The 12,399-nt window shown below is 66.9% G+C and carries 11 protein-coding genes; 2 read left to right on the top strand and 9 right to left on the bottom strand.

The window, feature by feature from the left end; genetic code table 11:
- Window positions 1-24 precede the first annotated feature (24 nt).
- Window positions 25-1,605, top strand: a complete 1,581-nt coding sequence (locus tag BN3385_RS18525) for an FMN-binding glutamate synthase family protein (RefSeq protein ID WP_059018835.1) — start codon at window positions 25-27, stop codon at window positions 1,603-1,605.
- Window positions 1,606-1,614: 9 nt separating this feature from the next.
- On the opposite strand, the gene fdxA is transcribed toward BN3385_RS18525, so the two are convergent.
- The gene (gene fdxA, locus BN3385_RS18520) at window positions 1,615-1,944 is read right to left on the bottom strand and encodes a ferredoxin (RefSeq protein WP_059018832.1); all 330 of its coding nucleotides are present in this window, start codon (window positions 1,942-1,944) and stop codon (window positions 1,615-1,617) included.
- Complete coding sequence (locus tag BN3385_RS18515; RefSeq protein ID WP_059018831.1) at window positions 1,941-3,509, bottom strand: phytoene desaturase family protein; 1,569 nt, start codon at window positions 3,507-3,509, stop codon at window positions 1,941-1,943. The genes fdxA and BN3385_RS18515 overlap by 4 nt, the downstream gene beginning before the upstream one ends.
- Before the next feature lie 106 nt (window positions 3,510-3,615).
- Here BN3385_RS18515 and BN3385_RS18510 point away from each other — a divergent pair, with 106 nt between their 5' ends.
- A complete protein-coding gene (locus BN3385_RS18510) occupies window positions 3,616-4,227 on the top strand; it encodes a TetR/AcrR family transcriptional regulator (protein WP_059018826.1) in 612 nt (203 codons plus the stop codon).
- A gap of 8 nt (window positions 4,228-4,235) precedes the next feature.
- On the opposite strand, the gene BN3385_RS18505 is transcribed toward BN3385_RS18510, so the two are convergent.
- From BN3385_RS18505 to BN3385_RS18475, 7 genes are all read right to left on the bottom strand, one after another.
- On the bottom strand, window positions 4,236-5,714 hold the full coding sequence (locus BN3385_RS18505) for an MCE family protein (RefSeq protein WP_059018825.1): 1,479 nt from the start codon (window positions 5,712-5,714) through the stop codon (window positions 4,236-4,238).
- Complete coding sequence (locus BN3385_RS18500) at window positions 5,714-6,847, bottom strand: MCE family protein (protein WP_059018823.1); 1,134 nt, start codon at window positions 6,845-6,847, stop codon at window positions 5,714-5,716. The genes BN3385_RS18505 and BN3385_RS18500 overlap by 1 nt, the downstream gene beginning before the upstream one ends.
- Window positions 6,844-8,070, bottom strand: a complete 1,227-nt coding sequence (locus tag BN3385_RS18495; RefSeq protein ID WP_059018821.1) for an MCE family protein — start codon at window positions 8,068-8,070, stop codon at window positions 6,844-6,846. The genes BN3385_RS18500 and BN3385_RS18495 overlap by 4 nt, the downstream gene beginning before the upstream one ends.
- A 14-nt stretch (window positions 8,071-8,084) precedes the next feature.
- Window positions 8,085-9,188, bottom strand: coding sequence for an MCE family protein (locus tag BN3385_RS18490; protein ID WP_059022134.1), 1,104 nt, complete (start codon window positions 9,186-9,188; stop codon window positions 8,085-8,087).
- Complete coding sequence (locus tag BN3385_RS18485; RefSeq protein WP_059018819.1) at window positions 9,188-10,204, bottom strand: MCE family protein; 1,017 nt, start codon at window positions 10,202-10,204, stop codon at window positions 9,188-9,190. The genes BN3385_RS18490 and BN3385_RS18485 overlap by 1 nt, the downstream gene beginning before the upstream one ends.
- Window positions 10,201-11,418 (bottom strand): MCE family protein, encoded by a 1,218-nt coding sequence (locus tag BN3385_RS18480; protein ID WP_059018817.1) that lies wholly within the window; start codon window positions 11,416-11,418, stop codon window positions 10,201-10,203. The genes BN3385_RS18485 and BN3385_RS18480 overlap by 4 nt, the downstream gene beginning before the upstream one ends.
- Before the next feature lie 176 nt (window positions 11,419-11,594).
- Window positions 11,595-12,395, bottom strand: coding sequence for a rhomboid-like protein (locus tag BN3385_RS18475; protein WP_059018815.1), 801 nt, complete (start codon window positions 12,393-12,395; stop codon window positions 11,595-11,597).
- Between the last annotated feature and the right edge of the window lie 4 nt (window positions 12,396-12,399).

Genomic DNA, 12,399 nt, shown 5'->3' with positions numbered 1-12,399 from the left:
GGTTGCACTGCCCGAGGATGTCCGATGCTCAGAGCCCTCGCCGTCGCAGCAGTATGGGTGGCGGCGCTGGCCGCGGCACTGCTCGCCGTGTTCGTCAGCCCGTGGTGGTGGATTCTGGCCGCCGTCGTCGCGGCCCTGGCCGGGCTCGGCACCTGGGACGTCCTGCAGACCAAGCACACGATCTTGCGGGCCTTCCCCATCCTGGGCCATGCCCGTTTCCTGGCCGAGCTGCTGCGCCCGGAGATCCGGCAGTACTTCATCGAGTCGAACACCGAGGCCAGCCCGTTCGACCGGGAAACCCGCGACATGGTCTACGAACGGGCCAAGGGCATCAAGAGCGATGAGCCGTTCGGCACCGAACGCAATGTGTACGGCCTGGGCTACGAGTTCCTGCGGCACTCCCTGCGGGCCAGGACCGCGACCGAGCTGAACCCGCGGGTGCGTCTCGGCGGCCCGGACTGCGCGCAGCCGTATGACATCGCACTGTTCAACGTGTCGGCGATGAGTTTCGGGGCGCTGTCCGGCAATGCCATCGAGGCACTCAACGGTGGCGCGGCCCGTGGCGGGTTCGCCCATGACACCGGCGAGGGCGCGATCAGCCCCTACCACCTCACCCACGGCGGCGACCTGATCTGGGAGATCGGCTCCGGCTACTTCGGCTGCCGCGACGCCGACGGGCACTTCGATGCGGTGAAGTTCAAGGAGAAGGCGGCGCTGCCGTCGGTCAAGGCCATCTCGATCAAACTCTCCCAGGGCGCCAAACCCGGCCTGGGCGGGGTGCTGCCCGGTGCGAAGGTGAGCGCCGAGATCGCCGCAACACGCGGTGTCCCGCAGGGCCAGACCGTGGTGTCACCGCCGGCACACACCGCATTCCACAACCCCGTCGAGATGATGCACTTCATCGCCACCCTGCGCAGCCTGTCCGGCGGCAAACCCATCGGCTTCAAGTTGTGCGTCGGGGCGCGCACCGAGTTCCTGTCGATCTGCAAGGGCATGCTCAAGACCGGCATCACCCCGGATTTCGTCATCGTCGACGGCTCCGAGGGTGGCACCGGCGCCGCCCCACAGGAATTCGAGGACCACGTCGGCATGCCGCTGACCGAGGGCCTGATGCTGGTGCACAACTGCCTGGTGGGCACCGGCCTGCGGCCGCACATCCGGGTGGGCGCATCGGGCAAGGTGGCCAGCGGCGTCGACATTGTGACCCGCATCTGCCAGGGCGCCGACTTCACCCTGTCCGCACGCGCCATGATGTTCGCCCTGGGCTGCATCCAGGCGATGAAATGCAACACCAACCGCTGCCCGACCGGGGTGGCCACCCAGGACCCGGGACTGGCCCGCGCCCTGTACGTGCCGGACAAGATCGACCGCGTCGCCAACTTCCAGCAGGCGACGGTGGCCAGCGCGGCCCAGATCGTCGCCTCGATGGGGCTCGACGGCTTCGACCAGTTGGAACCTTCGATGCTCAACCGCCGCATCGAGGGTCAGCGCACCCGGACCTATGCCGAGATCTACGACTGGCTGATGCCGGGTGAGCTCCTCGAGGACGCCCCCGAGGCGTGGCTATCGGACTGGATCGAGGCCAGCGCCGACGAATTCCGCTGAGCTACCGACTTACCCGTGGGCGGTGTCCCGGCGCGGCTGCTGGGTGATCAGCGGCGGATCGCACGCCTGCTTCCCGAGTGAGCGTGCCCCGCCCGGGGACCCGAGATCGGCGAAGAAGTCGGCATTGGCCTGCACATAGGGCAGCCAGTCGTCGGGCGCCTCCTCGCAGTAGACGATCGCCTCGACCGGGCAGGCGGGTTCGCACGCCGCACAGTCGACACATTCCTCGGGGTGGATGTAGAGCATCCGCTCCCCCTCGTAGATGCAGTCCACCGGGCACTCGTCGACACATGCCTTGTCGAGGATGTCCACACACGGTTCGCCGATGACGTAGGTCATGACGTCTGCAGATCGTCGAGCACCTGATGCGCAGCGTTGTATCCCGGCACGAACGTGATGCCGGGCCCGCCGTGGCAGCCGGCCCCACCGAGGTAGAGACCCTCGATCGGCAACGGCATGTCCAGGAAACCCTTGGGCCCCGGGCGATTCGGGCCCATCAGCTCCGGCTGCAGCAGCCCGTGGCAGAAGTCTCCGTCGGGAGCGCCGAACATCGTCTGCATGTGATAGGGCGCGAAGGTGATGTGGCGGATCTGGATGTCCTTGAAGTTCGGCGCGAACTTGGTGATCTTGTCGATCACGCGACGAGCCATCTCTTCCTTGAGCTTGCCGTGCTGCTCACGCGGGGCCGCCACCGGGAATCCGTACGCGTAGGCACTGGCGGCGTGCTTGCCCGGCGGAGCGAGCCCGGGATCGCTGACCGACGGGATCTGCATGCCCAGCGACGGGTTGTCCGGGATGAAGCCGGCGCGGGCCATTTCCCATTGGCGCTGTTGCTCTTCGGGGGTTCCGAAGATCCCGACGGACTGCTGCATGCCGTCCTCGTTGAGCAGTTCGTACGGTGCGGCGAACTTCGGCAAACCGTCCAGCGCGAAGTGCATCTGGATGAAGGTCGCGCGGTGGTCGCGGCCGGACAGCCGGATCACCCACTCCCCGGGCAGATTCTCGGTGCCGACCAGATCGGTCAACGTCACATCCGGGGACACATTGGACACCACGACCGGCGCGGTGATCACCGATCCGTCGTGCAGACGCACACCGGTGACCCGGTCGGCCTCGACGAGGATCTGTTCGACCTTGGCACGGTAGCGGATCTGGCCGCCGGTGGTGAGCAGCAGATTCTTGAGGTGTTCACATACCGCACCGATGCCGCCTTCAAGTTTGGTCATCATGGTGGCACTCTCGTCGGGCACGCACATCGCGAAGGCCAAACATGTTGCGCTGCCAGGAGTGAACGGGCCGCGGTAGGTGGAGTTGATGGCGAGGAAGGCCAGCATGCCACGGATGGTGGCGAACTTGTCCTTGTCGGGGAAGTTGCGGTCGATGACGTCCATTGCGGTGCCGAACAGCATCTCGTGGATAGCCCGACGCTCGGATTGGTTTGCGGCACAGGCATACATCTCATCAAGGGTCTTCGGTGGTGTTCGCGCTTCGAATCGGCCGAGCGCCTTGGCGGGCCCGACGGTCCACTCCAGGGTCTTGGCCATTCCCATCACCGCGTCGTCGCCGTGCTTCTCCGACAGGTGCATCAGATACTTCATCGGGTCGCTGTAGAAGATCATCGGCTCCTCGCCCGCTTCGCCGATGTTGACCGACTGCACCTCGGCGTGCACCTGGGGAATCGTGTGCAACTCGAGGGCCTCTGCCACCTCGGGGGCGGTGGGAAACTGCACCGAACCGGCGATCTCGTAACGGAAGCCGTTGATCAGTTCGACGGTGGCCGCCATTCCGCCGGAATAGGTGTTCTGTTCGAGCACCAGGGTCCGAAGACCCGCGCGTTGCAGGATCACCGCGGCGGTCAGGCCGTTGTGGCCCCCACCGACGACGATCGCGTCGTAATCGGTCATGTGTTCTCTCTCCTTACTTGTCGGTCCAGACTCCGGCTCATTCCGGTTTCTGTGTGAGAAGTGCTAGTGCCGGGATTTGCGAAAACGATTGTGCGATAATGTCGTAATGACGAACCTGCACGAGCGCCGCAGGCGCTCGACGCATGAGACCCTCCGCGAAGTAGCACTCGCACGATTCGCCCGCGACGGCTTCGCCAACGTGACCGTGGCCCAGCTGGCCGAGGAGGCAGGCGTCACCCAGCGCACGTTCTTCCGCCACTTCCCCACCAAGGAAGCCGTGCTGTTCCAGGACTACGAGACGCAGCTGCAGTGGTTCGCCGAGGCGCTCGCCCGCCGGCCGGCCACCGAGTCGGTGTTCGATGCCGTGCTCGGCAGCGTGGTCAGCTTCCCCCACGATCTGGAGGTCGTCCGCCAGGCGGCGATGCTGCGGGCGACCCTGATCGACGGCGACAAGGCGGCGGGTCACCTTCGGGTGGTGCAGGGTTCGTTCGCCGCGGTGCTGACCGAGTTCATCACCACCCGCTACACCGACATCCCCGACATCGACCTGGTCGCCGAGGTGGCCGCGGCCGCACTGGCCGGGGCCTTGGTGGCCTCGGTGGAGAAGTGGGGCCGCGACGGCTGCACCACCGACCTGCGCGAGGTGGTGCTCTCCAGCGTCAACCTGCTTCGTTCCGGGTTGGCACCGCTGTGGCGGGAGAACAGCCCGGGCGTCTGAGGCGCGGGTCACCACGGCAACATCTCCCGCCACGAGGCCGGCCGCGCCGGTGTGCCCAGACCCTGTTGGACGAAGCGGCGCCCGCTGGGCGCGACGTACCCGCCGGTGGCCGGGTTGTACGGAACAACCGAGACCGGCGGCTGTTGGTCCGGTGCGGGCACGCCGGACTCGTTGGGCGGCAACGGAGTTCCCGTGCCGGGTCCGACGATGTTCTGGTCGGGTTCGACCCTGCTGTCGGGCGGAATGCCCTGTGCGATCAGGTTCGGATCGATCGGATACGGGCCGACGGCGTGCTGGCGCACCGCGGTGGGGATGAACGGCTGGTCGCTGTCGCAGATGTCGACGGTGGGAGCCCGCTTGCCCGGCTTGCCCATGCACGGATAGTTGCGCGCACCCCGCACCGCGATCGGAGAGTCCTGCGGCAGTTTGCAATACAGGCCGTCCGGGGTGTCCAGGGTGGTGGTGTCGGCCGGCGACCGCCAGGACGAGGGCGGCAGGAATCCCACCGTGCACGGCGGCGGATCACCGAGGGTGATCGCGAATTCCCCCACCGGCAGACCAGTCGGGTTGTTCGTCGGCAGACCGAAACCCTGCGTGCTCGCAATGACCGGTGGCAGCAGGACGAGCAGCTGTTCCAGTGAGGCGTTGTAGGTGAGCAGAACCTGGCCGACCGCACCGAGGTTCGCCAGCAGCACCGGCAGCGTCGGCTTGAGATCATTCAGCAGACCGGTTACCTGATCGGCAGCCACCGGACCGGTGCGCAACAGTGCCCGGACCTGATCGTCGTCGTCGGCCACCGTCTGGGTGACATCGGCCAGACCACGGGCCCACACCGCCAGCGACTCCGCGCTGGCCACCTGGGAATCCAGCAGCGGCACGGAATCGTCGATCAGGCTTCGGGTCTGGGGCCCGACACCGTCGAGTCGGGTGGCGATGGCAGCGGAGGAATCCACCAGCGAGGCCAGGTCATAGCCTGCTCCGTTGAGCCCGCGGTGGGCCTCGCCGAGCAGGTCGGCGAGTTTGTCGTCGGGGATGCTGCCGACCAACGCGCTGACGTTGTCCAGCATGGGCCCGACCGCCTGCGGGACGGTGCTGCGCCCGACCGGGATGACCGAACCGTTCCGAAGGTAAGGCCCGGCGGCGGTCAGCGGCCGCAGGTCGACGTACTGTTCGCCGATCGCCGAGGCGCTGTGCACCTCAGCGCGCAGGTTCGCAGGGATCGGGGGCGAGGTGTTCAGTGACAGCGTTGCTTCGGCGCCCTGCGGGGTCAGCCGCAGGGCGGTCACCTTGCCGACCTGCACACCGCGGTAGGTGACGTTGGAGAACCGGTACAGCCCGCCGCCACTGGGCAATTGCAATGTGACGGTGATGCGGCCCAGGCCGAGCAGCGTCGGGACCTGGACGAAGACGAAGGCCATCGCCAGCACACCGACGATCGACACGATGCCGAACAGCACCAGTTGCGCACGCACCAGACGGGTCAGCATCAGCGACCCCCCGTAGGTGCCGGCGGCGAATCCTGAACCCCGACTCCCAGCGGGTCGTAGGTGTAGTTCAGATACCACGGATCACCAGGCGCCGGAACGAGTTTGGCGCCCTGTTCTCCCCACCGGGTGCCCAGGAACATGGTCCGCTTGAGCCGCGGCACGGTCAGGTCCGCGACCAGGAACATGTTGACGTAGTCACCGCGGATAGCGCGGTCGATGTAGCTCTGGCTGTAGGGGTAGGTCACCGCGAACGCGAGTGCGGTGTCCAGGTCGGGACCGACATCGGCGAGCGCCTTGATGGTCGGTTCGAGGTTCTGAAGATTCGTCACGAGGTCGGCTTGGGTGGTGTCGACCAGATTGGTGGCCGACTCGCTGAACGCTCTCAGCTTCTGTAGTGCGGTGATGATGCGGGGCCGCTCGCGCAGCAGGACGTCGAGGGCGTCCGGTAGCCGTTGCAGGGCTCGGCTGACCACCTCACGCTGATCGGCGACGACGGCGGTGAAGCTGTTGAGTTGGTGGATCATGTCGATCAGCTCGTCGCGCTGCCCGTCGAGTGCGCCGACAAAGGTGTCGAGTCGCTGCAGCAGGTCGCGGACCTGGTCCTGACGGCCGGACAGGGCGGCGTTGGCGTTCTTGATGATGTCGCCGATCTGTCCGAGCCCCCCGCCGTTGACCACCGCGGACAGGGTGGACAGAGTGCGCTCGGTCGACGGGTACGTCGATGACCGGCTCAGCGGAATCGTGGCGCCGGAGGGCAACTGTCCCCGGGGTGGCTCGCCGGGGGGCGGATCGAGTTCCAGATGTACCGAGCCGAGCAGGCTGGTCTGCCCCACCGAGGCAATCACGTTGCCCGGAACGACCACGCCGGGGCGAATGAACACCTCGACGTCGGCGTGCCAATCCCGAAGCCGCATCGCGCCTACGCTGCCAACCACCACGTCGTCGATCAGGACCGGCGAATTCGATTCCAGCATGCCGACATTGGCGATCTGGATGTGATAGACCGCCGCACCTGGCTGGTGGCCGTCGGTGCCCGGCAGGGCCAGCGAGTTGAGTCCGCGGAAGGAGCAACCCGATGCGCCGGCCGCGACGCACACGGCGGTGAGGAAGGCGAGAAACCGGCGGGCGATCACGGCGCCGGACTCTCGCCGCCGTACGCCGACACCGCCGGGGGGATCTCCGGCGGGCCCGGTTTGCCGCCCGTTCCGCCGGGGGCCAACCCCGGTTCGGAGTAGATCAGGTTCGCGGGGTCGGGCGCCTTCATGAGCAGGGGGCTCATCGGGATGGGCAGCAGGTTGAAGGTGAGCAATCGCAGTGCAGGACCCAGGTACTGGGCGCACAGCTTTCCGGTCTCGGCCGCGGTGGCGTTTTCGATGGCCCCGATCTGCCCGCAGATGAACTGGACGGGGTTGGAGAAGTTGTTGAACACGATGGAGCCGATGTTGTCCCCGGTGTCCGGGTTGTAGACGTTGTAGTAGTTGGCGAACGCGTTGGGGGCGACGTGCAGGAGTTGTTCGAGGTTCTTGCGGTTGTCGGCGAGGGTTCTGGTGACGTCGGTCAGCCGGGTGACCTGTTCGACGGTGGCCTGCTGGGTGTCGCCGACGAAGCGCTGGATGTCGACGGTGGCGGTCGACAGATCCCGTAGCGCCGCATCCAGATCCGGGGTGCTCTGCCCGAGGGTTCCGGTCAGGGCCGCGAGTTGCTGTTCGAACTCCACGATGGAGTCACTGCTGTCCCGCAGCGTCGACACCAGCGCCTGCAAGTCCCGGATGACCCCGACGATGTCGCCACTGCCCTCGCCGATGATACGGGCGACCCCGGACAGCTGAGCAAGGGTCTGCCGCAGTTTCTCCCCGTTGCCGCCCATGGCGTCGGCGGTCGTGGAGATCAGCTGCGCCAGAGCCGGTTTGGATGCCTGCGCACTCGGGCCAAGATCGGTGGACAGACGCATCAGCTGTGCTTTCACATCGTCCCACTCGACCGGCACGGCAGTACGGTCCACCGGGATGACGGCGCCGCTGGGCATCGTCGGACCCTCGTCGCGGTAGGGCGGCGTCAGCTGCAGATACCGCGCGGCGACCAGATTCTGGGCGACGATCACGGCACCGGCGTTGGCCGGGATCGACACACCGTGGTCGACCGACAGCACCATCTTGACCTGATCGCCGACCGGTTCGATGGTGTCGATTCGCCCCACCCGAACACCCGAGACGCGGACCTCGTCACCCGGATAGATGGCGTTGGCGGTGCGGAAGTAGGCGGTCAGCACCGTGGGCCGCGACAACATGTCGCGTACCAGCAGCCCGCCACCGGCGGCGGCGATCCCAACCAGCACGGCAGCCAGAACGATCGTCATTCTGCGGCGGGTGATCACGGTGGGCCCTCCTGCTGCTGGGGAGTTGCTTGCGGAATCGCGTTGTAGGGGAACGGAAACTCCGCGCGCGGCCCGGCATTGTCCGGGGGCTGGCCGGCGTCGGTGCCGCGGCGGAAGCCGAAGGCGTAGTCGAGGAAGGGCTGCAGGAATTCGGCGGGCACCACGTTGGCGGTGTAGGCCTGGTAGTAGAACCCGCTCGATACCGCCTCCCCCATGGTGATCTCGTACTTGGCGAGCCCGGGCAGCGCCTTGGCGATGTTGTCGTTGTTCTTCTGCAGGACGGCCATCACCGAGTTGAGCTTGGCCAGGGTGGGGGCGAGCTTGTCTTCGTTGTCGTGGATCAGGCCGGAGAGTTGACGGCTCACCGCGGAGGTGTTGGCGAGCAGGGCGGCGATGGCCTGGCGCCGCTGGGCGAGGGCCGAGACGAGCTCGGATCCGTTGAGGATGAGCGCGTTGACCTGTTGGCGGCGCTGCGCCAGCACCGCGGACAGATCGCCGGCCTGATGCAGCAACTCGCGCAGGGTTTCGTTGCGGCCGTTGATCGATCGGGACAGCCGGGTCAGCCCGTCCAGCGTCGGCCCCAGTTGCGGTGCGATGGCCTCGACGGTGTCCGACAGGGTCTGCAATGAGGCGTTCAGGCTTGCGGTGTCGACACCGGCGGCGTTGGTGGTGAGGTCACCGATAGCATCGGTGAGCACGTAGGGCGATGATGTCCGGGTAACCGGGATGACATCGGCGGGGTGCAGGGCACCACTTCCGGCCGGGATCAGTGTCACCACCCGGGCACCCAGTACGGTGCCGGTCTTGATGTGGGCCGTGGTCTGGGAGCCCAGGTACACGCTGCCGTCCACGGTGAAGGTGGCCAGCGCGTCACCGCGGCGCAAGCTCACCGCCGACACGGTGCCGACTTTGACCCCGGCGACCAGCACGTCGTTACCGGCCACCAGTCCACCGGCCTCCGGGAATAGGGCCTGATACCGCACCTGGGTTCCCCACGACCACAGCCGCTGTGGTGCCAGCCCGACGAGCACGACGAGCACCGCGAGTACGACGCCGATGACCCCGGCTCGAATCAGTGCGGCACCCCGGTAGCGCAGCATCACGGTTCGGAACACCTGCCTTCGGTCTGCTTGATCCACGGGAATACCGCGGTCCGGCCCTGCAGGTCGGAGACCCGCACCGACATCCCGCAGACGTACATCTGGATGAAGCTGCCGTAGGCACCCAGCCGGGTGAGCTTGCGATAGTTCTCCGGCGCGCGTTGCAGTGCCAGATCCACGCGTTCTTTGTCCTGATCCAAAAGTGGTGCCACCCGGCTCAATTCAGTCACGACACCGGCCAGTGGCGGCCGGGCCGTTCCCAGCAGGTCGGCAAGCGAGGCGGTGCCCCGATCCAATGCGTCGATGGCGGTACCGATGTCGTCACGGTCGCCGGAGAAGTCGGTGATGGTCTTCTCGATGCGGTCGATGGCGTCGCTGAATCGGCTCCCCTCCTTGGTCAGCGCCGTCAGCACCGTCTTGAGGTTGTCGATGAGCTGTTGGATCACCTGGTCGTTGTCGGCCAGCGCCGTCGTGAACGATGCGGTCTTGGAGAACAGCGACTGCAGGGTGCCGCCCTGGCCCTGCAGAATCCCGACCAGCGCGGTGGTGAGTTCGTTGACGTCTCGCGGTTCCAGACTGGCGATGACGGGCTTGAGTCCGTTCAGCAGGACGTCGAGATCGAGCGCGGGTTGGGTGCGGCTCACCGGGATACGGGCCCCCGGCGCCAGGAATGCGGTGGATCCCGGCGCGTCGACCAGTTCGAGGTAGCGGTCACCGACCAGGTTCAGGTAGCGCACCGCCACTTTGGTCGCGGTAGTCAGGACGACGTCCCTGTCGGCTTCGAAGGTAACCAGAACGGTTGCGTCGCTGCGCAGTTCGACGGAGTTCACGGTGCCGATCCGGATTCCGGCGGCGCGCACGCTGTCACCGGCCTTCAGCCGGGAGGCGTCGGTGAACTCCGCGGAGTAGCCGTAGGTGGCACCGGTGCGGTACTGCCCGAATGTCGCGAACAGCCCTACGGTCGCCAGCACCATCGCCACGGCGAACACGGTGAACTTCACCCCGGTGGACCTCATCCGGGTTGCCCGATCTGCGCGGAGTTGCGTGGTGGCCCGTCGAGTGGACCGTAGAGCGCCTGCTTGAGCCCGTCGGAGTTCAGCAGGATGCCCTGGTTGCCGTACTGGGCGGGGTTGGCACCGATATCGGTCACCACGAAGGGCGGACTGGTCTCCGGCGCCACGTACGGCAGGCCCTGGTCGGCGCAGTGCGGTCCGCCGGTGGCGGCCACCTTCGGGAGATTGCCCGGGTAGCGGTAGCGCTCGAGGCCGAAGGTGAAACTCACCGAGACCACCGCGCCCGGTTCTGCCTGGGGCGGGGCCTTGGCGATGGGTAGCAGTCCGAGCAGCGAACAGTTCAGCGCTTCGTGGTAACTGCTGGCGAGATCGGTAGTGGGAGCCAGCAGGTGCAGGACGTCGGTGATGGCGTGCTGATTGGTGTCGATGACGTCGGTGCCGATGTCGGCGAGCCCGATTGCACTGAGCAGCAACGCATCCAGGTCACCCTGACGATCGATGATCGTGTCACTGATCCGGGTCGCGTTGGCGGCGGTGCGCATCAGGTCGGGCGCCGCCGCCGCATACGATGCGGCGGCGGTATCGGCCGCGGAGATGTCGTGCCGCAGGTTGTCCAGGCTGGGCTCGATCTGGGCCAGGACCGCATCGAAGTGGGAGAACGTCTCGCCGAGCGTGGTGCCGCGGCCGTCGAACCCGGCGGCGAGCGCGCCGAGGATCTCGTTGAGCTGTTCGGGCTTGATCCGCGAGAGCATCGAGGTGAGCTGCTGGAAGACGGTGTTGATCTCCACGGTCACGTTGCCCGCGTCGATGACCTGCCCGGCGTGCATCGGTTGTGGTGAGGGCTGCTCGGGTGAGCTGAGCTGGACGAGCTTGGCCCCGAACACGGTGGTCGAGGCGATGTCGACCGTCGCGTTCGACGGGATCAGGTGCAGCTGCGCCGGGTCCATCGAAAGATGCAGCACGGCTTGGCCATTCGGTGACTGATCGATCGCCGTGACAGTGCCGACCTGGATCGCGCGCATCTTGACCTTGGCGCCCGGATTCATCACCAGACCGGCGCGGGGGGCGACGACCGTGATCGGAACGCCGTCTCCCGCGTCGCCGCGGAACATCATCACCGCGGTGGCGACGACCGCAACCAGCAACGCCACCGACACCAGCCCCACCACGGGGCGGACCGCTCGTCGCACTGCCGGTGTCGCATGCCGGTGTGTCATGTCCGGTCGCCGATTCCCCTACCCGCGCCCGATGTCGACAAGTGATCCGGTCATGCGGTGGCTCCCTTCGGCGTCAGGAGAATTCGTACCACAGCGATGTCACATGTGACTAGATTTGCGTCATATATGACTCAATTTTGAGTGCGGCGAATTCCCTGAACCCGATCAGCGGAAGGTCAGGAGGCGGTCAGTGGCGCGGCAGCCGGAGCGGGTGCGATCGTGCGCCGGACCTGCCGGCGCCGGTCGACCCAGTACGCCATCACGGCGCCGGCACTGCCGAGCGCGGCCGTCGCGGCAATCGATACCGGGGTGTAGGCCAGGATCATGTAACCGAAGGCGATAGCGACGGCGAGCAGCCCGTATCGGGCCGTGGTCCAGTGCGCGGGATGCCCGAAGCGGGTTCCGACGACCATGCCCAATACCAGGGCGACGGCATGCCCCACGCTGGTGAAGTCTCCACCGGAGACGGCAGCCGAGCCGAAGGCCACCGCCAGCCACCACCCGGTCCACGCGGCCCGCCATCGCCGCGGGATCGCTGCGGTCAGCGCTCCGAGAACCCCGATGGCGCCGTAGCTCATCCCGACATCAGTGACATCGACGATCGACATCGACAGCACGCCGACGCCGACCGCGGCGGCCAGCCCGGCCGCGACCAGCAGAGTGGCGCCGACATGGCCGACGACGAAGGCCACCACCACCCGCCAGCTGCGCAGCACCAGTTCGGCCACGGCCAGCAGAGCGACCAGCCCCGGCAGCCAGACGTAGATCGGTCCGGCCTCGTTGACGAAGGCGCTGCCGATCAGCGTGCCGATCCGGCCTTCACCGAGATTGTGCAGATTGGTACTGGCGTGCCGGATGACTTGGTCGCGCACATGCGGACCCAGCGCCAGCAGGGCGGTTGCGACCGCCACCAGGGCCGCGGTGTAGCCGAGGGTCACCCGGACGCGAGCCAGCCGGGCCAGTACTGCACGAAACATCGCT

The organism is Mycobacterium sp. M26 (assembly GCF_001494595.1).
Lineage (GTDB): Bacteria > Actinomycetota > Actinomycetes > Mycobacteriales > Mycobacteriaceae > Mycobacterium.
Note: the sequence above shows the minus strand (reverse complement) of the source record. Positions and strands in the feature narration are given on the sequence as shown.

Excerpts from the sequence above, each read along its gene's own strand:
- BN3385_RS18525 (WP_059018835.1), top strand. The coding sequence starts at position 25 with ATGCTCAGAGCCCTCGCCGTCGCAGCAGTATGGGTGGCGGCGCTGGCC.
- fdxA (WP_059018832.1), bottom strand. The coding sequence starts at position 1,944 with ATGACCTACGTCATCGGCGAACCGTGTGTGGACATCCTCGACAAGGCA.
- BN3385_RS18475 (WP_059018815.1), bottom strand. The coding sequence starts at position 12,395 with ATGTTTCGTGCAGTACTGGCCCGGCTGGCTCGCGTCCGGGTGACCCTC.
- BN3385_RS18505 (WP_059018825.1), bottom strand. The coding sequence starts at position 5,714 with ATGCTGACCCGTCTGGTGCGTGCGCAACTGGTGCTGTTCGGCATCGTG.
- BN3385_RS18485 (WP_059018819.1), bottom strand. The coding sequence starts at position 10,204 with ATGAGGTCCACCGGGGTGAAGTTCACCGTGTTCGCCGTGGCGATGGTG.
- BN3385_RS18495 (WP_059018821.1), bottom strand. The coding sequence starts at position 8,070 with ATGACGATCGTTCTGGCTGCCGTGCTGGTTGGGATCGCCGCCGCCGGT.
- BN3385_RS18510 (WP_059018826.1), top strand. The coding sequence starts at position 3,616 with ATGACGAACCTGCACGAGCGCCGCAGGCGCTCGACGCATGAGACCCTC.
- BN3385_RS18490 (WP_059022134.1), bottom strand. The coding sequence starts at position 9,188 with ATGCTGCGCTACCGGGGTGCCGCACTGATTCGAGCCGGGGTCATCGGC.
- BN3385_RS18515 (WP_059018831.1), bottom strand. The coding sequence starts at position 3,509 with ATGACCGATTACGACGCGATCGTCGTCGGTGGGGGCCACAACGGCCTG.
- BN3385_RS18480 (WP_059018817.1), bottom strand. The coding sequence starts at position 11,418 with ATGACACACCGGCATGCGACACCGGCAGTGCGACGAGCGGTCCGCCCC.